General features: G+C 76.0%; 15 protein-coding genes, 1 pseudogene and 1 riboswitch. Of the genes and pseudogenes, 9 read left to right on the top strand and 7 right to left on the bottom strand.

Features of this window, described 5'->3' with window-relative positions; all coding sequences use genetic code 11:
* Positions 1-57: 57 nt before the first annotated feature.
* From OG689_RS28840 to OG689_RS28825, 4 genes and pseudogenes are all read right to left on the bottom strand, one after another.
* Positions 58-834: pseudogene (locus OG689_RS28840) on the bottom strand (IS30 family transposase); the annotation flags it as partial.
* 144 nt (positions 835-978) lie between these two features.
* On the bottom strand, positions 979-2,130 hold the full coding sequence (locus OG689_RS28835; RefSeq protein ID WP_266323773.1) for a bifunctional RNase H/acid phosphatase: 1,152 nt from the start codon (positions 2,128-2,130) through the stop codon (positions 979-981).
* Positions 2,131-2,134: 4 nt separating this feature from the next.
* Positions 2,135-2,878: a C4-type zinc ribbon domain-containing protein gene (locus OG689_RS28830; RefSeq protein WP_266323772.1), complete on the bottom strand. Its 744-nt coding sequence runs from the start codon at positions 2,876-2,878 to the stop codon at positions 2,135-2,137.
* Positions 2,879-2,901: 23 nt separating this feature from the next.
* On the bottom strand, positions 2,902-3,738 hold the full coding sequence (locus OG689_RS28825; protein ID WP_266323771.1) for a Nif3-like dinuclear metal center hexameric protein: 837 nt from the start codon (positions 3,736-3,738) through the stop codon (positions 2,902-2,904).
* An 811-nt stretch (positions 3,739-4,549) separates the two neighbouring features.
* On the opposite strand from OG689_RS28825, the gene OG689_RS28820 reads away from it, so the two are divergent.
* The 6 genes from OG689_RS28820 to OG689_RS28795 all read left to right on the top strand — a co-directional run bounded on the left by OG689_RS28820 (position 4,550) and on the right by OG689_RS28795 (position 12,073).
* Positions 4,550-6,865 carry an alpha/beta fold hydrolase gene (locus OG689_RS28820; RefSeq protein WP_266327497.1) on the top strand — a complete coding sequence of 772 codons (2,316 nt, stop codon included), beginning with the start codon at positions 4,550-4,552 and terminating at the stop codon, positions 6,863-6,865.
* 289 nt (positions 6,866-7,154) lie between these two features.
* Entirely contained in the window at positions 7,155-7,325 is a 171-nt protein-coding gene (locus OG689_RS28815; protein WP_266323770.1) for a hypothetical protein, read from the top strand.
* Between the two features lie 234 nt (positions 7,326-7,559).
* Positions 7,560-8,222, top strand: a complete 663-nt coding sequence (locus OG689_RS28810; protein ID WP_191289080.1) for a class I SAM-dependent methyltransferase — start codon at positions 7,560-7,562, stop codon at positions 8,220-8,222.
* Between the two features lie 345 nt (positions 8,223-8,567).
* Positions 8,568-9,926, top strand: coding sequence for a hypothetical protein (locus OG689_RS28805; protein WP_266323768.1), 1,359 nt, complete (start codon positions 8,568-8,570; stop codon positions 9,924-9,926).
* 145 nt (positions 9,927-10,071) lie between these two features.
* Positions 10,072-10,968 (top strand): N-acetylmuramoyl-L-alanine amidase, encoded by an 897-nt coding sequence (locus tag OG689_RS28800; protein ID WP_266327495.1) that lies wholly within the window; start codon positions 10,072-10,074, stop codon positions 10,966-10,968.
* Between the two features lie 172 nt (positions 10,969-11,140).
* On the top strand, positions 11,141-12,073 hold the full coding sequence (locus OG689_RS28795) for a hypothetical protein (protein WP_266323767.1): 933 nt from the start codon (positions 11,141-11,143) through the stop codon (positions 12,071-12,073).
* A 76-nt stretch (positions 12,074-12,149) separates the two neighbouring features.
* Here the strand turns inward: OG689_RS28795 and OG689_RS28790 are convergent, their stop codons facing one another.
* The 3 genes from OG689_RS28790 to OG689_RS28780 all read right to left on the bottom strand — a co-directional run bounded on the left by OG689_RS28790 (position 12,150) and on the right by OG689_RS28780 (position 15,374).
* Positions 12,150-13,208 carry a prenyltransferase gene (locus OG689_RS28790; protein ID WP_266323766.1) on the bottom strand — a complete coding sequence of 353 codons (1,059 nt, stop codon included), beginning with the start codon at positions 13,206-13,208 and terminating at the stop codon, positions 12,150-12,152.
* Positions 13,205-13,972 carry a class I SAM-dependent methyltransferase gene (locus tag OG689_RS28785; protein WP_266323765.1) on the bottom strand — a complete coding sequence of 256 codons (768 nt, stop codon included), beginning with the start codon at positions 13,970-13,972 and terminating at the stop codon, positions 13,205-13,207. The genes OG689_RS28790 and OG689_RS28785 overlap by 4 nt, the downstream gene beginning before the upstream one ends.
* A gap of 94 nt (positions 13,973-14,066) precedes the next feature.
* Positions 14,067-15,374 carry a glycosyltransferase family 4 protein gene (locus OG689_RS28780; RefSeq protein ID WP_266323764.1) on the bottom strand — a complete coding sequence of 436 codons (1,308 nt, stop codon included), beginning with the start codon at positions 15,372-15,374 and terminating at the stop codon, positions 14,067-14,069.
* 264 nt (positions 15,375-15,638) lie between these two features.
* Between OG689_RS28780 and OG689_RS28775 the strand changes: the two genes are divergently transcribed.
* The 3 genes from OG689_RS28775 (at position 15,639) to OG689_RS28765 (ending at position 18,545) form a co-directional block, all read left to right on the top strand.
* Entirely contained in the window at positions 15,639-16,253 is a 615-nt protein-coding gene (locus OG689_RS28775; RefSeq protein WP_266323763.1) for a TetR family transcriptional regulator, read from the top strand.
* A 160-nt stretch (positions 16,254-16,413) separates the two neighbouring features.
* Positions 16,414-16,485: riboswitch (cobalamin riboswitch) on the top strand.
* A gap of 108 nt (positions 16,486-16,593) precedes the next feature.
* Positions 16,594-17,883, top strand: a complete 1,290-nt coding sequence (locus OG689_RS28770) for a prenyltransferase/squalene oxidase repeat-containing protein (protein WP_266323762.1) — start codon at positions 16,594-16,596, stop codon at positions 17,881-17,883.
* Entirely contained in the window at positions 17,880-18,545 is a 666-nt protein-coding gene (locus OG689_RS28765) for an SCO2322 family protein (RefSeq protein WP_266323761.1), read from the top strand. Before OG689_RS28770 ends, OG689_RS28765 begins: the two co-directional genes overlap by 4 nt.
* Positions 18,546-18,601: the final 56 nt, after the last annotated feature.

Below are 18,601 nucleotides of genomic sequence, written 5' to 3'. Positions count from 1 at the left end.
TCAGCCGCCCCTCCAATCGGTCAGTCCACTCAAACTCGTGCAGCTTCGTGTCGCACGGTCGCCTTCCCAGTGGCCGGGCACGGCCCGGTCCTCGGCCTCGGCGGGACGCTCGCTGATCATGACCATGGGGGTGGCGAACCTGGGCTGGCGGCAGGTGGCCTGGCGGTGCGGCTTGCGCCAGGTGCGTCCCGATCGCAGGGCTTTGGCCAGCTCCCGGCGCAACTCGCCCCGGCCCTGGACGTAGAGGGCCTGGTAGACCGTTTCGTGGACCACGTGCATCTCCGGCCGCTCGGGAAAGGTGTCCCGCAGAGCCTGGCAGATCTGCTCCGGACTCCACTTCCGGTCCAGATGGTCCTGGATGAAGTTCCGCAGCTCGGTGTTCTCGGCGATCTTCCCCGGTTTGGGGCGGGGCCGGCGGCCGTCCGCCCGGGCCTGGGCGGCGTACGGCCGGTATGCCCCGCTCTCCTGGTGGCGGTTGCGGCGGATCTCCCGGCTGACGGTTGACGGGCTGCGGCCCAGCTCGACCGCGATCTCGCGGATCGTAGCCCGCTCCCTGAGCCGGTCGGCGATATGGATGCGGTCACTCTCGCGCAGGTACCGCGAAGCGCCGGGAGGCGCTGCTGCCGCGCGAAGCGGCAGCAGCGCCGTTCTCTGCTTCCCTGTGGGCTTTCGCCCGTTACGCCACTTCTGGCCGGTCCGTTCGTCGATCCCGACGATCCGGCAGGCCTCCCTGTTGCTGTAGCCCTGCTGCATGAGCCGGGAGTATGCCTCTCGCTCCCGACTCAGCTTTCGAGGACCCTGAGGCGTCCTGTCCGCGCGGATCTCGAAGTCCATCGCACCCCTGCACTGGGATGTTGCAACGACTCCTAGAACCCAAGCGGGTACCGGCCGCCCCTCGTCCGGTTCTCCGCGCCGCCGGACGTACCGCCGGCCGTACCTACCCGCCGGCCGGGCCCCGGTCGGCCCGTCCGCGGGCCGTCAGCGCAGGTGGCCGGTGTCGTTCAGCAACCGCACCGAGGCGTTGCCGTCGGTGTAGTACTGGACCGCGGACAGCGCCGCGGCCGACAGCTCCATCCGGTACAGCGCGTCCGGCGGGGCGCCCAGCGCCAGCCGCACCAGCGTCTTGATCGGGCTGACGTGCGAGACGACCAGGACGGTCCGCCCCGCGTACCGGGCCAGGATCTTGTCGCGGGCGACGCCGACCCGGTGGGTCAGGGTGGTGAAGCTCTCGCTGCCGCCGGTCGGCCTGGCCTTCGCCGAGGCCAGCCAGGCGTCGAGGTCCGCCGGGTGGCGCTGCTGCACCTCGGCGAAGGTCAGGCCCTCCCAGTCGCCGAAGTCCAGCTCGCGCAGGCCCTCCTCGACCCGGACGTCCAGGCCCAGACGGCCGGCGACGGCCTCCGCGGTCTGCCGGGTGCGCCGCATCGGGGAGCTGACCACGGCCTGGATCGTGCCGCGCGCGGCCATCGCCTCGGCGGCCCGCTCGGCCTGCCAACGGCCCTTCTCGGACAGCCCCGGGTCGCTGCCGCCGCTGCCGGAGAAGCGCTTCTCCGGGGTGAGCGGGGTCTCGCCGTGCCGCAGCAGGACGAAGGTGGTGGGGGTGCCGAGGTCGGCGGGGGCGGCCCAGCCGGCCTTCGGAGCGGCGGTCTCCAGCGGGGCCGCGGGCTCCGCCGCGGCGGGGACGACGGCCTTGGGCGCCCTGGGCTCCCACTGCCGGCCGGCCTTGCCCGCGTCCATCGCCTCGTTGGCCAGCCGGTCGGCGTCCTTGTTCCGCTCACGCGGGATCCAGGTGTACGTGACCTGCCCGCGCGGCAGCACGGTCTTCGCCTCGGCGGCCAGCGGCTGCATGTCGGGGTGCTTGATCTTCCAGCGCCCCGACATCTGCTCGACGACCAGCTTGGAGTCCATCCGGACGTCCACCGCGGCGCCCGGGTCGATCTCGCGGGCGGCCCGCAGTCCGGCGATCAGGCCCTTGTACTCGGCCACGTTGTTGGTCGCGTGCCCGATGAACTCGGCGGCCTCGGCGATGACCAGGCCGGTGTCACCGTCCCGCACCACCGCGCCGTAGCCGGCCGGCCCCGGGTTGCCCCGGGAACCGCCGTCGGCCTCGACGATGAACCTGCGACCCGCCATGGGCTCAGACGCCCGACTCGGCGGTACGGACCAGGATCCGGCCGCAGTTGTCGCAGCGGACGACGGCGTCCTTCGGCTCGGCCTTGATGGCGTTCAGGTCGGAGACGGCGAACTCGACCCGGCAGCCCTCGCAGCGGCGCTGGTACAGGCGGGCCGCACCGACGCCGCCCTGCTGCTCGCGCAGCCGGGTGTAGAGCTTGATCAGGTCGGCCGGGATCACCACGGCGACGGCCTCGCGGTCGCGGCGGACCTTCTCGGCGTCGGCGTCGATCTCCGCGAAGGCGGCGTCGCGGCGGGCCTCGGCCTCGGTCAGGGTGACGGTGGAGTGCTCCAGGCGGGCACCCAGCTCGGTGACCCGGGTCTGGGCGGACTCCATCCGCTCCATGATCTCCAGGACCACGTCCTCCAGGTCGGACTGGCGCTTGGCCAGCGAGCCGACCTCGTGCTGGAGGTTCTCCAGGTCCTTCGGCGAGGTGATCGCGCCGGATTCCAGGCGCTGCTGGTTGCGGGCCGAGCGGCTGCGGACCTGCTCGACGTCCTGCTCGGCCTTGGTCAGCTCACGGGTGGTGTCGCCGAGCTGGGCCTCGGCGGCCACGACCAGCGACTTCAGCGCGCCGTGGTCGGCGGCGGCCTTGTCGATCTCGGCGTGCTCGGGCAGGCTGCGGCGCCGGTGGGCCAGCTGGTCGAGGCGGGAGTCGATGGCCTGCAGGTCGAGCAGGCGGATCTGGTCGGCGGGCGCGGCGTTCAAGCGGAGGGCTCCTGTGAATCGGGTCAGGCGGTGTAGGGCATGGGGGCGTGCGCGGTCCAGGGGTCGGTGACCCGGTGGGAGACCTTGGTCTCCAGCTGCCAGTCGTGCTTGTCCGAGGCGGCGGCCAGCGACCGTGCGGCGAGGTTCAGCCACGGCCACTCGGTGGCCCAGTGCGCGGCGTCGACCAGCGCGACCGGCGCGGACTGGGCGGCCTCGGACGCGGGGTGGTGGCGCAGGTCCGAGGTGAGGTACGCGTCGACGCCGGCGGCCCGGGCGTCGGCGAGGAAGCTGTCGCCGGCGCCGCCGCAGACCGCCACCCGGCTGATCAGCCGGTCGGGGTCGCCGGACACCCGGACGCCGGTGGCGGTGGCCGGCAGGCCCTGGGCGACCTGCGCGGCGAAGGCGGAGAGCGTGAGCGGCGGCTCCAGCAGGCCGATCCGACCGCTGCCGCGGAGGCCGGCCGGGTCGGTCGGGTCCGGGACCAGCGGGCCGGTGACGCGCAGGCCGACGGCCTCGGCCAGGGCGTCGGAGACCCCCGGGGCGGCGTGGTCGGCGTTGGTGTGCGCGACGTGCAGGGCGATCCCGGAGGAGATCAGGGTGTGCACCACGCGGCCCTTGAAGCCGGTCGCGGCGACGCTGGTGGTGCCCCGCAGGTACAGGGGGTGGTGGGTGACCACCAGATCGGCCCCCCACTCGACGGCCTCGTCGACGACGGCCTGGACGGGGTCGACGGCGAACAGGACGCGGCCGACCCGGGCCTCGGGGTCGCCGCAGACCAGGCCGACGGCGTCCCAGGACTCCGCCCACCGCGGCGGGTAGAGCTCTTCCAACGCGCTGATGACCTCGGACAGATTCGGCACCTGTCGAGACTACCGTGCGCACGGGGCCGTCCGGGCGCACGGCCGCCCGGCCCGGGGCTCGCACCCGGCCGTCCGACGGCCCGTCCGACGGCCGGGCGGGGACGGACGGCGGCCGTCAACGCCGTACGAAGGGGCGCCGGACGACCTCCGGCCGGCTGTCCGGGGTGGTGGGGGCCGACGGGCGGCCCGGGTGACGGGCCGAGGCGCGCCCGGCGGGCGGCACTCCCGGCCCGGCCGGGGAGCGGCCCGGGCGCCCCGGCGGGACTGGAGAGACCCGGCGCGCGGGCACCGGCAGGACCACCCGCCCGCCCCGGCGGTGACCGTGGCCGCCGCGACGGCGGGCCGCGCACACCGAGGGCCTGGCCCAGCGGCGAAAGCGGAGCCGGATCACCCTTATGAGTGAAGTGACCCGCTTCTCGTTGAACCCGCCGATCCCCGTCAGTAACTTCACTTCAGCGAACGGGAGTTGCCTCGGCCAGGGTTCGGGAAAGGGTACTCCGCCGTCAGCTCGGCCCACGTGGTCGGGCTCCGGAGGCCGCCGCCTCCGGAGCCGGGCCGAGCAGCCTGCGAGGGCCGGCGGAGGCGGCCGGGGCTCTCCCGTTCCCACCGTTCCATCGTCCCCACCGCTGCACCGTTCACCGAGGAGCGACCCCGCCCGGCGGGGTCCGCCCGCCACCGGGGGCCCTCCCGACGGCCGCCGGCCCTCCCGGAGCCGGAACAGCGGTCGCCCGGCCCGGCCGGGAGCCGAGGACGACCACCGCCCCCGGGAGGGGGCCGAGCTGGGAGAGGTACCGGTGAGCACTCGTTGAACGTGGCCACCCGCCGCTCGACCCTGGCCCTGCGCCGGTTGGGCTTCACCTTCGCCTCCGACGGCTCGCACGCCGCCTGCCTGGCCTCCGGCGCCGACGGCGGCTGGTACGTGGAGAGCTGGCGGCTCCCCGCCGACGGCCCCGCCCGACCGACCGCCCTGCCGCTGCCCGGCGACCGGTCGGAGAGCCTGCACTCCCAGCTGGTGTCGCTGGCCGACGGGACGGTGCTGGTCTGCCGGCACGACGGCGACCGGCACGAACTGGTCCTGCTGTCGGCCGACGTCGACCGGCCCCCGGCGCCGAGCCTCGACCCGGCGGCCGCCCCGGCCCTCGGCGGGGCACCGTACGGCGGGGCACCGTATACCGGGCCTCCGTACGGCGGGCCTCCGTACGGCGGGCCCCCCTTCGACGGGCCGTCCTTCGAGAGGGCACCTGCGCCCTTCGGCGGGACGTCCATCTTCGACCCGGCATCCCCCGGCGGCCCGGCCGGCCCGGCGGCCCGGGAGCGGCGCCTCGCCGCGCTGCGGACGGCCGGCCTGCGGCTGCTGCCGCTGCCAGCCGCCTCGACCTCCCCCTTCTCCCCCTCCCACCCCGACGCCCTCAGCACCCGCACCACTCCCACCGCGCCCTTCCGCCCCGCCGACGCGCCGGTGGCGATCGCCCTGGGCACCGACGCCCGGCCGGTCACCACGGTCTGGCTGGTCCGCACCGACGGGAGCGCCCCCGAACAGGTCGCCGAACTCCCCGGCCTGCACGGCGGCGGAGTCTGGCTGGACCGCGCCGGACGGCTGCTCGGCCTGGACCGGGTGCACGAGGGGGTGGTCCGCAGCGTGGTGCTGGACCTGGGACTCGGCGAGGTCACCCCGCTGCTGGAGATCGGCGAGCGGAGCAACGACCGGCTGGTCCTGTTCGACCCGGACTCCCGCTTCATCATGGTGCGCAGCGACGCCCCGGGCGCCGACCGACTGGGCTGGGGCGTGCTCGGCGGCCCGGCGCCGCTGCGCTTCCCGGACTGCCTGCACGTCCCCGGCGTGTTCCTGCGACCGGTCGCCCTGCGGCACGGGCGGTCCGGCCAGGACGGACCGGACGGACGGGACGACACCGGCGCGGGCACCGGCACCGGCCTGCCCGAGGACGTCCGGGTCGCCGTCCAGATCGACCACGGCGCGACCTCCGCGCTGGCGCTCTGGCAGCCGGCCGGCCACCGGCTGGACCCGCTGCCGGTGCCGGCGGGGCGGCTGGGCGCCGTCGCCCACTGGTCGGCGGGCGGACTGCGGATGCCGTACTCCGCGCCCGACCACCCCGCCGCGCTGGCCACCCTGGACGTGGACACGCTGCTCGGCGCCGGCCCGGCGGGCGCGACCGGCGCCGTACCGCTGCCGCTGCAGCTGGCGCCGCTGAGCGGCACCCTGCCGCAGCTGTGGCGGGATGCCGCCCCACCCGCGCAGCCCGGCGGCGGGCCCAGGCTCTCGCGTACCTCGCCGCCCGGCTGGCGGCTGGACGGCAGCGTGCGGCCCGCCGACGGCAGCCGCTGGCACCCTGCCCAGAGTCTCGAACTGGCTGGTCCGGCAGGTCCGTTGGAGGCCGTGGTGTACGGCGGGGACGCGTGGCTGAGCAGCCCGCAGCTGGTCCTGGCACTGCACGGCGGCCCGGCGGACGCCTGGCTGCTGGAGTTCGACCCGGCCCTGCAGCGGATGGCCGCCGAGGGGCTGGCGGTGGTCGCCCCCAACCAGCGCGGCAGCACCGGCTACGGCACCGGGCACGCGATGGCGGTGCGCGGCGCCTGGGGCGGGCCCGACCTGGAGGACGTCCTCGGGCTGTTGGAGGGCATCGCGGGCCAGCGGTCGGCCCTCGGGCTCGAACCGCCCGCCCTGTTCGGCGTCAGTTACGGCGCCTTCCTGGCCCTGCTGGCCGCCGCCCACGCCCCGCCCGAACAGGTGGCGCGCTGCGCGGTGGTGGCGCCCTTCCTGTCCGGCGCCCGGCTGCTGGCGGAGGCGTCGGCGCCGGTCCGGGCGCTCACCACCCGACTGGGCGGCCACGAACCGGTCACCGACGAGCGGGGCCCGCGCGACGTGCTCCAGCTGGCGCACCGGATCGGCGCACCGCTGCTGATCCTGCACGGCGACCGCGACGAGGTCGTCCCGGTGAGCCAGTCGCGTTCGCTGCGCCACGAGTTGATCCGGCTCGGCCGGGTCGAGGGGGTGGACTTCCGGTACGTCGAGGCGGCCGGCTCCGGGCACGAGCTGCTCGCCGAGGAGGGCGCGGCGGTGCTGCACGAGCTGCTGGCGGGATTCCTGCGCGCCGGCCGGGCGGGCTGACCGGCCCGGCGGCGCGGGCCCGCGAGGACCGCTCGGGGCCGGCTCGGGGCCGGCTCGGGCGGCTGCCGAACGTTACCGGGTGGTCGGCACCGGACGTCGGCGGGACCGGGGCCGATCGATAGGATCTGGCTCGTTCCGGCCGTTAGGGTGGCCGGGGCAGAGGCCGTGATCATCCGCCTCCGACGCTCCTTCGGGCGTCCTGCCCGGGGCTTTTCGCCCGGGCGCCTCGCCCTCACCGGTGCCGTGCGGCGGCACCGATCACCCGCACCCTCGCACGGAAGACGATTCGATGTCCGACACCCTCTCCGACACCACCAGCCCCGACAGCACCGGCCTGGGCGCCGGCGCGAGCAGCACCGAGGACGCCACGCACGGCCGGCACCGCGGCCTGACCGCCCCGGACGACAGCCCGCAGGCGGACGCCCACGGCCGGCACCGTCTGGCCGCCGAGCAGCGCTGAGCGACGGCCCCACCGGCCGGCCGCGAACGGCCAGGAACCATCCCGCGAGGGCCCGGCGCACCGCCGGGCCCTCGCGGCGTTCCAGGGGGCGGCCGGTCGCTCGCCCCGATCGGCGGCCCGCGGGGCGGGGGCGGCCCTCCGGTGCCCTGCCGAACCGGCCCTACCGTCGAGTAGGGTCCAACCGCCGGGCACCGTCCCGGCCCACCACCCGCACCGTCTGCAAGGAGCACCGCGATGTCCGACCTCCGGGAGAGCACCCGCCCCGCACCCGAGGTGCTGGCCGCGTTCGAGGCCGCGACCGGCTTCATGCCGGTGGACGAGGGCCTCGCGCTGTACGCGGTGGCGCTCGACGCCGCCCGGCGCACCGGCCGGCCGCTGCTGGAGATCGGCACGTACTGCGGCCGCTCGGCGATCCTGCTGGCCGCCGCCGCCCGCGAGGCCGGCACCGTCGCCCTGACCGTGGACCACCACCGGGGCTCCGAGGAGCAGCAGCCGGGCTGGGAGTACCACGACCCGACGCTGGTCGACCCGGAGGTCGGCCGGATGGACACCCTGCCGCGGTTCCGCCGGACCCTGCACGCCGCCGGCCTGGAGGAGCACGTGGTGGCGCTGGTCGGCCGCTCGCCGCAGATCGCGGCGCTCTGGGGCGGCCGGCTGGGCCTGGTCTTCATCGACGGCGGGCACACCGACGAGCACGCCACCGGCGACTACGAGGGCTGGGCGCCGCACCTGGCCCCGGAGGGCGTCCTGGTGGTGCACGACGTCTTCCCCGACCCGGCGGACGGCGGCCAGGCGCCGTACCGGGTGTACCTGCGGGCGCTCGCCGAGGGGTTCGAGGAGGTCTCGGTGACCGGGTCGCTGCGGGTGCTGCGCCGCCCGGCCCCGGCTGCCGGCTGACCCGGCCGGTGGCGTCCGCCCGCCCGGTCCGGGGTGCCGAGGGTGCGGGCACGGGACGGACGGCGGACGGACGCGGCACCGGCGGGACCGGAGGCGGCGCGGCCGGCGGACGGCTCCCCGCGCGGCGCCCGCCCGGCGGGCCCGCCGACCGGGCCCGCGTCCCGCGGAACGGCCAACCGCCCCCGCGCCGAACACGGATGCTCTAACGTCGTGCCACGTCGCATGGTTGTCCGGGTGCCGGGGCACCCCGGCCGGGACACTCCGGGTACGGTGGCCGCGCGGAACTCCGGCACCGCAGGGACGACACGGCAACGCACGGCGAGGCAGGACGGCGGGGGCGAACGCATGACGGACCAGAACAACACCGCTCCGGCGGTCTGGGACCCCACGGCCCGGGGGGGCGCAGGCGGCTGGGTACGAGGCGGCAGTCAGGTCGGTGGGCAGGGCGCCGGCCAGACCGGCAGTCAGGGCGGCGCGCCCGCGCCGGCCGCGGGCGGACGGCCGGTGCACGAGCAGGCGACCCAGCTGCGGCCCGCACAGGCACAGCCCGGACAGCCCGGACAGCCGACCGGGCCGGGGCAGCCCGGTCCGCCCGCGCAACCACCGGCCCCGCCAGGAGACCGGCCGCACCAGCCCCAGTCCCAGGGGCCCGGGCAGCACGACGCACCGACCCGGCTAGCGCCCGCCGCCCCGTCGGCCGCGCCCGCCGGCTACGGCTTCCCGCCGCACCAGCAGCCGCCGCAGGCCCCGCCGTACCCGCAGTCCGGGCCCGGCCCAGGCTTCCCCGCCCATGCCGCCCCCGGGGCGCCGGCAGGCCCGCCGCCGGGCGGGTACCAGCAGGACCAGTACTCCCCGGACCAGTACCCGCAGGGCCTGTTCCGCCAGGACGCGTACCCGCCGGACCAGTACCAGCAGGGCGCCTACCCGCCCGGTGGCGGGCAGCCCGACCACGGCGGCTACCAGGCGATCGACCTGGACGACGAGGAGCGGCCGCCGCGCAACCGCACCCCGCTGCTGGTGGCGGTCGGCCTGCTGCTGGTGCTCGGTCTGGGCGGCGGCGTGGTCTGGGCGGTGCAGAACTCCAGCGACGGCCCGGACCGGAAGGCCGCGGCCCCGGCCGCCACCGGTGCGGGCGGCGGCCAGCAGCCCGCGCCGCTGCTCAGCGGGGACGCCTCGGCGCCCGCGGCCGCGCCGGACCCGACCACCGCCGGCCCCTCGGCGAGCCCCAGCTCCGACCAGGTGAAGGCGCAGACCGAGGCCAAGGCGCTGGACGAGCTGCTCGCCCGCGCCGAGGGAGCCAAGGCGCCGATCGGCAGCGCGGTGGCCAAGGTCTCCAGCTGCCCGGCCAAGGCGGACATCGAGAGCGCCGCACAGGTTTTCGACACCGGTGCCCAGCAGCGCGAGCAGCTGCTCGGCGAGCTCGCCAAACTCGACTTCGCGGATGTGGCCGGCGGCGCGGATGCCGTCCAGTCGCTGCGGACGGCCTGGCAGCAGTCGGCCGAGATCGACCGGGCCTACGCGGCCTGGGCCCGGGCGGTCTCCGCCCAGGGCTGCCCGGCCGGCACCGCGCCGACCACGGCCGAGAAGAAGCGGGCGGACGAACTCAATCCGCAGGCCACCCTCGCCAAGAAGGACTTCGTCGCGAAATGGAAACCGGCCGTCGACACCTACGGGCTGACGCCGCGCACCTGGGACAGGATCTGAACGACTCGTGACCGGCACCACCCCTCAGCACCCCGACCCCTCCCGCTCCCCCGACGGCCCGGCGGCCGAGGCCCGGCCCCGGCGTACCCGGCTGCACGTGGTGGCCGTCGTCGGCGCCGTACTGCCGCTCTGCTTCGCGGGCTGGCTGGGCTGGCAGGCGGTGACCGGAAAGTCCTCGGGCACCGCGTCGGCCGCCGCCTCGGACCCGGCGCCGGACCCGGGGCTGTCGACGCCCCGGCCGGCCGCCGCGACCCCGGCGGGCGCGGGTGCGGTGTCCGCGCCGGCCGTCGCCCCGGTGGAGGGCAGCGCGTCCGCGGCGCCCTCGACGGCGCCCGCCACCACGGCCCCGGCGGAGCCGGTCGGCCGGGTGCTGGTGGGTCGGACCGTGCTGATCGACCCCGGGCACAACACCAACAACTCGGCGCACACCGCCGAGATCAACCGACAGGTCGACATAGGCAACGCCCGCAAGGAGTGCGACACCACCGGCACCTCCACCAACGCCGGCTACTCCGAGGCCGAGTACACCCTGGACGTCTCCCGGCGGGCCCGGACGATCCTGGAGGCCCGCGGCGCGACGGTGGTGTTCACCCAGGACGGTGACAAGCCGTGGGGACCCTGCATCGACGAGCGGGCCAAGGCGGGCACCACCGCGCACGCGGACGCCGCGGTGTCCGTGCACGCGGACGGCGGCCCCGCCGGCGGCAGCGGCTTCCACGTGATCATGCCGGCGAAGGTCGCCGCCGGGCGGGCCGCGAACGGCGCGATCGTCGCGCCCTCGCACCGCCTGGGCCTGCTGCTGCGGGACAGCTTCAAGGCCGCCACCGGCGAGCCGTTCGCCGACTACATCGCCGCGCAGGGCCTGGACACCCGTTCCGATCTGGGCGGGCTGAACCTCTCCGCCGTCCCCAAGGTCTTCATCGAGTGCGGCAACATGCGCAACGCGGGCGACGCGCAGCGGATGACGGACCCTCAATGGCGCCAGCTGGCCGCGCAGGGCATCGCCGACGCGCTGACGACGTATCTGACCACACCGGGCTGACCAGCGGGGCTGCTTTTGCAACGACTTCGCCCCATTCCGGAGCCCGCCGTGCACACGCTCGGGCGTTGGCCCTAGGCTCTTGGTCCGTTCGGGAGTTTTCCCGTCCGGTGACCGGTCCGGCAATCCGGACACGCAAACTGCCGTCCACGACACACCAACGAGGGGAACGTTAGTGAATCTGCGCGCTCTCACCAGGGGAGACGCCGCCGTCGCAGGTGCGGCCGTCCTGCTGTTCATCGCCTCCTTCCTGCCGTACACCACCTTCGACGCCTGCTCCGGCGTCAAGAGCTCGACCTGCTACTCGGCCTCCCAGAACGCCTGGAACACCGGGCTGTTCCCGATCCTGCCGTCGGTGTTCCTGCTCGGCCTGGCCGCCGCCGCCCTGATCCTGGTGCAGCGCTTCCAGGGCACGGCCGCCACCACCCGCCAGGTGCTCGGCCTGCGGCTCGACCAGTGGGGCATCGCCTTCGCGGTCGCCGCGCTGTGGACGGGCGTCTGGGCGCTCGGCGGCGGCGGTGACAGCTCGGCGTACGGTCACGGCTTCGGCGCCTGGCTGGCGGTCCTCGCGCTGATCGTGCTGGCCGGCGCGGCCGCCGCCGGTCCGCTGGTGCCCGCCCTGCAGGCCCCGCTGGTCACCGACAAGCCGGCCGTCCAGCCCGGCTACCCCGGCGCGGCCGGCTACCCGGCGCCCGGCGTGGCCCAGGGCCAGCCGCAGCCGGGCCAGTACGGCTACCCCGTCCCCGGCCAGGAGGCCGCGCAGCCGCCGGCCTACGGCCAGCCGCAGCAGGGCGGGTACGGCTACCCGGCGCCCGGCCAGCCGCAGGACGCCTCGCTCGGCGGCCAGCCGGCCCAGCCGCAGCCCGTCCAGGCCCAGGCGGCGCCCGCACCGGCCGCACCGGCCGCGGACTTCGCACCGTTCTGGTTCGCCGTCCCGGAGCAGCGCCAGCTGGCCCCGAAGGACAACCCGCACGGCGGCCCGGTGGGCGAGCTCGTCCCCGGCACCTGGTACCTCGCGGTCGAGCAGCGTGGCGCGGCCCTGGTCGCCCAGCTGCAGGACGGCAGCCAGGGCGTGCTGAACGACACCTCGGGCATCCAGCGCGGCTGACGCCCGGCGAGCAGTGCGAAGGGGGCGGGACCGGAGATCCGGTCCCGCCCCCTTCGCGTCGGCCGCGGCCGGCGGATCAGCAGCAGTCCTGCACCAGCAGCCCGGCCGGCAGCTGGTCGCCGCCGAAGACCGCGACGGTGGCCGGGTCGCCGCCCAGCGCGGCCACCGCGAGCAGCAGCGCCCCGGCCGTCCAGGTGGTGCGCTCCTCCGGCCAGACGGCGTCGTCCTCGAAGACGTACCCCGTCCAGTACGAGCCGTCGGTGTGCCGCAGCCGCTGGATCCAGCGCAGGATCTCCACCGCGCGGTCGGACTCGCCGACCGCCCACAGGGCGAGCGCCAGTTCGGCGCTCTCCCCGCCGGTCACCCAGGGGCGGTCGCTGACGCAGCGCACGCCGAGGCCGGGCACCACGAAGCGGTCCCAGTCCCGCGCTATCCGCTCCACCGCGGCCGGGCCGCGCAGGGCGGTGCCGAGCACCGGGTAGTACCAGTCCATCGAGAAGCGGTCCTTGTCGAGGAACCGCTCGGGGTGGCGGGCCACCGCGTGCCGCAGCCGCCCGGCCGCCAGCTCCCAGTCGGGCTGGGGCTCCTCCAGGTAGTCGGCGACGGCCAGCCCGCAGCGCAGCGCGTGCAGGATGCTGGACGAGCCGGTGAGCAGCGCCTCGTCGGGCGCGGTGCCGTCCTCGTCGAGCCGCCAGGCGATCGGGCCGCCGGGCAGCCGCAGGCCGACGGTGAAGTCCAGGGCGCGCCTGACCGCGGGCCAGATCCACTCCAGGAAGGCGTCGTCCCCGGTGCTGAGGTGGTGGTGCCAGACCCCGACCGCGATGTACGCGCAGAAGTTGGTCTCCTTGGACGCGTTGGACACCTCGCCGTCGGTGTAGCCGGCGTACCAGGAGCCGTCGGCGTTCTGCCGGTCGACCAGCCAGCGGTAGGCGGCCTCGGCGGCGGCGTGCTCGCCGGCCGTGTCGAGGGCCATCGCGGCCTCGGTGTGGTCCCAGGGGTCCAGGTGGTGCCCGGTGAACCAGGGGATGGCCCCGTCCGGCCGCTGCTCGGCGAGGATGCTGCGGACGGTCGCGGCGGCCTGTTCGGCGTCCAGCACCCCGTCCAGCAGCAGCGCCTCCGGGACTGCGGCGGTCACGCGCCGGCCTCGTCGGCGGGCCGGGCCGAGGGGGCCGCGGGCCGCTGCGGCTTGCTGGCGTAGGCGACGAAGCTCTTGCCGATGACCGGGTTGAGGGCCTTCTCGGCGGCCTTGGTGAGGGTGCTGATCACCGGCGTGCCGACGATGTCCCAGACCAGCAGCTGGTGGTAGGCCTTGACCGGCAGGGCCTTGTCGTTGTCGACGCCGACCGCGCACTTGATCCACCAGTACGGCGAGTGCAGGGCGTGCGCGTGGTGGGTGCCGTACGGCGTGAGCCCGGCGTCGGTCAGCTTCTCCAGCAGCTCGTCGCCGCGGTAGATCCGGATGTGGCCGCCCTCGTTGGCGTGGTACTCGTCGGAGAGCGCCCAGCAGATCTTCTCCGGCAGCCAGCGCGGCACCGTGACGGCGAGCAGCCCGCCGGGCTTGAGCACCCGGAACATCTCCTGCAGCACCCCCTTGTCGTCGGGGATGTGCTCCATCACCTCGGAGATGATGATCTTGTCGAAGGACTCGTCCTCGAACGGCAGCGCCAGCGCATTGCCCTCCACCGCCACCGCGGACGCGCCGGCCGGGGCCTCGCCCGCCTCCGCCATCGCCGCGAACCACTTCCGGACCTCGGCGATCTCCTCGGCGTTCTGGTCGAGGGCGACCACCTGGGCGCCGCGCCGGTAGCACTCGAAGGCGTGCCGGCCCCCGCCGCAGCCCAGGTCGAGCACCCGGTCGCCGGGGGCGAGCGGGAAGCGCGAGAAATCGACGGTCAGCACTGCGGGGCTCCCATTCCTTGGTACCAAACGTTTTTGACGTCACGTCACTCGGGTGACGCACGCGGCCCGGCGGTCGCCGCACGCGACCAGGCCGTCAGGCGACGTAGCGCCAGCCCGCGCCGGCCCTGGCCCGCTGCCCGGCGCCGGTGGCGATCGCCGCCCGGTAGCGGTCCGCGGTCAGCTCGGCCGCCCGCTCCCAGGTGAACCGGGCCAGCACCCGTTCACGGCCGGCCGCGCCGAGCGCCGCCCGCAGCTCCGGATCGTCCAGCAGTCGGCCGAGGGCCGCCGCCAGCGCGCCGGCGTCGCCCGGCGGCACCGCCAGACAGGTCTCCCCGTCCGGGCCCGCGACCTCGGGGATCGCCCCACCGGTGGTGGCCACCAGCGGCGTGCCGGTGGCCATCGCCTCGGCGGCCGGCAGCGAGAAGCCCTCGTACAGCGACGGCACGCAGGCCACCTCGGCGGAGCGGTAGAGGTCCACCAGCTCCTGGTCGGTCAGCCCGCTGCGGAACTCGATGTACGGCTCCAGGCCGAAGCGCCGGACGGCCTCCGCCACCGGGCCTTCGCCGCGCTGCTTGCAGACCACCACCAGGTGCGCGTCCCGCTCGGTCCGGACCTTGGCCAGCGCCTCCACGAGGTGCACCAGGCCCTTCAGCGGCACGTCCGCGCTGGAGGTGGTGACGATCCGGCCCGGGACCGCGGCGACCTCCGGGGAGGGCGACCAGAGCCGGGTGTCGGCGCCGATCGGCACCACCGAGATCGCGCCGGGAGCGGCGCCCAGGTGCTCGGCGATCTCGGTCTTCGAGGTGCCGGAGACGGTGATGATGTGGTCGAGCCGGGCGGCGACCCGGCGCTGCATCCGGGTGAAGGAGTACCAGCGGCGCAGCGACAGCCGGCGCAGCCGGTTCGGCGCCGCGTCCAGCTCCAGCTGCCGGTCCACGGTGATCGGGTGGTGGATCGTGGTGACCAGCGGGAACCCGTGCCGCTCCAGGCCGAGCAGGCCGTAGCCGAGGGTCTGGTTGTCGTGCACGACGTCGTAGCGGCCCTTGTGCGCGGCCAGGTACTGCCGGGCGCGCAGCGAGAAGGTCAGCGGCTCGGGGAATCCGCCGGTGCGCATGGTGGCGACCTCCAGCACGTCCACCGGCCCGCGGTACTCCGCGAGCGCCGGGGTGCGGAACGGGTCGTCGGCGCGGTAGAGGTCCAGGCTCGGCAGCTCCACCAGGCGTACCGAACCGGGGCCGGGCACCTCGTCCAGCACCGGGTAGGGCTGCGAGCCGATCACGTCCACGTGGTGGCCCAGGCGCGCCAGTTCGCGGGACAGGTGCCGGACGTACACGCCCTGGCCGCCGCAGAACGGGTCGCCGCGGTAGGACAGCAGGGCAATCCGCAGCGGCTGCGCGGTCATCCTCGGCCCCTCAATCTCTGCTGCTCGGGTCTGATTCACTGCTCGGGACCGAAGGTGGCCCACGGCGCTAAAGTAGATCAGGTTTCACTGTGGCGTGGAGCTCGTCATTGAGCATGTGAACAATGAGAGACCTTGAAGATACCGGCCCGTAGCTTCTGGTCAGGAGCCGGGGAAGGTGATTCACGCCACGCCCGCGAGCCGCCTCGCGAACCACCCTGCGACCGATCCCGCGACCCACCGTGACCTCGCGCCCTGGGGGCCCCCTTGCCGACCACCACGCCCGACCCGGCCACCACCCCGCCGGCCGGCCTGCCGCTCACCGCGCGGCAGGCCGAACGCCGGCTGCGGATCCTGCGCGCCGCCACCGCGCTGGCCGGCCGGGGCGGGTACGACGCGGTGCAGATGCGCGAGGTCGCGGACGGCGCGCAGGTCGCGCTCGGCACGCTGTACCGCTACTTCCCCTCGAAGGTGCATCTGCTGGTCGCGGTGATGCAGGAGCAGCTCCAGCAGCTGCTGGAGCAGGTCAGGCGCCACCCGCCGGCCGGTGACGACCCGGCGCTGCGGGTCGCCGAGACGCTCACCCGGGCCTTCCACGCCCTGCAGCGCGAGCCGCTGCTCGCGGAGGCGATGGTCCGTGCCCTGTCCTTCGCCGACCGCTCGGTCAGCGCCGAGGTCGACCGGGTCAGCGGACTGACCGCGCAGATCATCCTGGACGCGATCGGACAGGCCGGCCCGCCCAGCGAGCGGCAGCGGGCGGCGGTCCGCGTGATCGAGCACACCTGGCACTCGGCACTGGTCTCCTGGCTGTCCGGCCGGGCCTCGATCGCGGAGGTCCGGGCCGACCTGCGCACCGCCGCCCGGCTGCTCACCCTGCCCTGACCGGGCGGCGCCGGACCCGCCCCGGGCGATAACCGGTTCTTGTTCGATCCGGCCCGGCGCCGCCGGTTGCGACCGAGCCCACACCGCGCCGGCACATCGGCGCCGGAGGCTGCGGCTAGAGTCGACGGGCACCACCACAACTGCATCCGCCGCCCTCCGGGGAAAGCCGGTGCGACACCGGCGCTGACCCCGCAACCGTGAGCCCGCGCCCAGGCGCCGGGCGAGCCGGACCGCCCGGGGAGCGGCGAGCGGCCCGGCCGGGCCTCCGCCCGGCACCGTCGAGGTCTACGGACGGCCCCTCCCGGGGCCACCCACCGCTCATCGAAAGGCACCACCCGCCATGCTGACCGCCGCCCGTTCGGGCGCCGCCGTGCTGTCCGCCCTGCTGCTGGCCGGCGCCGCCGCCGCGCCGGCCCTCGCCGACAGCCCCTCGCCCAGCGCCACCGTCGCCGTCCCCACCGGGCTGTACGGGCAGGGCGACCCGACGTACGACGGCGTCTGGCGCCAGTCGCTGGCCCTGGCCGCGCTGGCCGCGGTCAAGGCCGTCCCCGCCGACAGCGCCGTCGGATGGCTGACCGGCCAGCAGTGCGCGGACGGCGGCTGGCCGTCCTTCCGCGCCGACACCGCCGCCGCCTGCGACGCTGCGACCGAGGACAGCAACGCCACCTCCGTCGCCGTGCAGGCGCTGGCCGCGCTCGGCGGCCACCAGGACGCCGTGGACAAGGGCGTCCAGTGGCTGAAGTCCAACCAGAACGCGGACGGCAGCTGGGCCTACAACCCCGGCAACCCCGGCGACGCCAACTCCACCGGGCTGGCCGTCACCGCGCTGATCGCCGCCAAGTCCGACCCGGCCACGGTCGCCAAGGCCGGCCGGAGCGGCTACGACGGCCTGGCGCTCTTCCAGCTCGGCTGCGCCGCGCCCGCCGACCAGCGCGGCGGCTTCGCCTACCAGCCCGACCCGGCCGGCGCTGCGGCCGCCAACGCGCTGGCCTCCGCCCAGGCCGCGCTGGGCGCCGCCGGCGGCCGGCTGCCGGTGACCAACACCAACACGGTGGACGCCACGCCGAAGGCCCTGGCCTGCCCGGCCGGCGCCGCCGCGCAGCCCGTGCCGCGCGCCGACTCGGCCGAGGCCGCCGCCGCGTACCTGACCGACCGGTTGGCCGCCACCGAGCAGCACCTGATGCTCACCCTGCCGGGCGCGACCCCCACCCCCGACTGGACGGCGACCGCCTGGGCGGTGCTGAGCCTGGTCCAGTCCGGCCACGCCGAGCAGGCCGCCGGCGCCGTCGACTGGCTGGCCGCGCAGGGCAGCACCTGGACGAAGGGCGGCACCGACGCCTCCGCCACCGCCTCCCTGGTGCTGGTCGCGAAGGCCGCCCGGCGCGACCCCTCGAAGTTCGGCGGCACCGACCTCGTCCAGCAGTTGACCGCGGCCGGCCCGGCGCTCAAGTCGGGTCCTGCGTCCGCGACGGCGGCCGCCACCGCCCCCGCGAAGAAGGACGGCAAGGGCGGCGTCTCCACCCTCTGGGTGATCGGCGTCGGCCTGCTGATCGGCGTCGGCGGCGGCCTGCTGCTGAGCCTGCAGCGCCGGCGCGGCGCCCAGGGCCCCGCCGGGAAGCCCGGCAGGTGACCCGCCAGGTACGCCCGCGGGCGGTGGCGGCCGCACTGGCCGCCACCGCCCTGCTGGGCCTTCTCGGCGTCCTCGCCGCCGCCCCCGCGCACGCCACCGGCTACCGCTACTGGTCGTTCTGGAAGTGGTCCGGCGGCGCCTGGGCGTACCAGCAGCAGGGCCCGGCCGTGTACGTGCCGCCGGACGGCTCGGTGGACGGCTGGCGCTTCGCGGTCAGCCCGGACGGCGGCCGGGACGCCGCCCGCCCGGGCGCGCCCGGCGACTTCGAGGCCTCCTGCGCCGCCACCCCGGCGCAGGCCGGCCGCAAGCGGATCGCCGTCGTGCTCGACTTCGGCACCGCCGCCGACGCCCCGCCCGGTGCCCTGGCGGCCGGTTCCGCGCCGCCCGCGGCGCGCACCGGCTGTGCCTCGGTGCCCACCGGCGCCAGCTCCGCCGAGGTGCTGGCCGCCCTGGCACCGCCGTTGCGCTACGACGGCGCCGGCATCCTGTGCGCCATCGCCGGCTACCCGGCGGCGGGCTGCGGCGAGGCCCTGGCCGGGACGCCGTCGACCTCCGGCGACGCGGGCGACCCGGGCGGCCCGGCCCTCGGCCTGATCGCGGGCGGCGCCGCCGTGGCGGTACTGGCCGCCGGGGCCGTCTGGCAGGCCCGTCGGCGCCGCTGACCACCGACCGTCCGCCCCCAGCGCCGGGTCCCGACCCGTCCGCACCACCCGACCCG

The sequence above is a fragment of the Kitasatospora sp. NBC_00240 genome, from assembly GCF_026342405.1.
GTDB lineage: Bacteria > Actinomycetota > Actinomycetes > Streptomycetales > Streptomycetaceae > Kitasatospora.
This window is presented reverse-complemented; position numbering and strand designations above follow the sequence as displayed.

What these genes read in the sequence shown, in the direction of transcription:
- OG689_RS28835 (WP_266323773.1), bottom strand. Translation starts at nt 2,130, where the DNA reads ATGGCGGGTCGCAGGTTCATCGTCGAGGCCGACGGCGGTTCCCGGGGC.
- OG689_RS28815 (WP_266323770.1), top strand. Translation starts at nt 7,155, where the DNA reads ATGTCCGACACCCTCTCCGACACCACCAGCCCCGACAGCACCGGCCTG.
- OG689_RS28810 (WP_191289080.1), top strand. Translation starts at nt 7,560, where the DNA reads ATGTCCGACCTCCGGGAGAGCACCCGCCCCGCACCCGAGGTGCTGGCC.
- OG689_RS28805 (WP_266323768.1), top strand. Translation starts at nt 8,568, where the DNA reads ATGACGGACCAGAACAACACCGCTCCGGCGGTCTGGGACCCCACGGCC.
- OG689_RS28780 (WP_266323764.1), bottom strand. Translation starts at nt 15,374, where the DNA reads ATGACCGCGCAGCCGCTGCGGATTGCCCTGCTGTCCTACCGCGGCGAC.
- OG689_RS28770 (WP_266323762.1), top strand. Translation starts at nt 16,594, where the DNA reads ATGCTGACCGCCGCCCGTTCGGGCGCCGCCGTGCTGTCCGCCCTGCTG.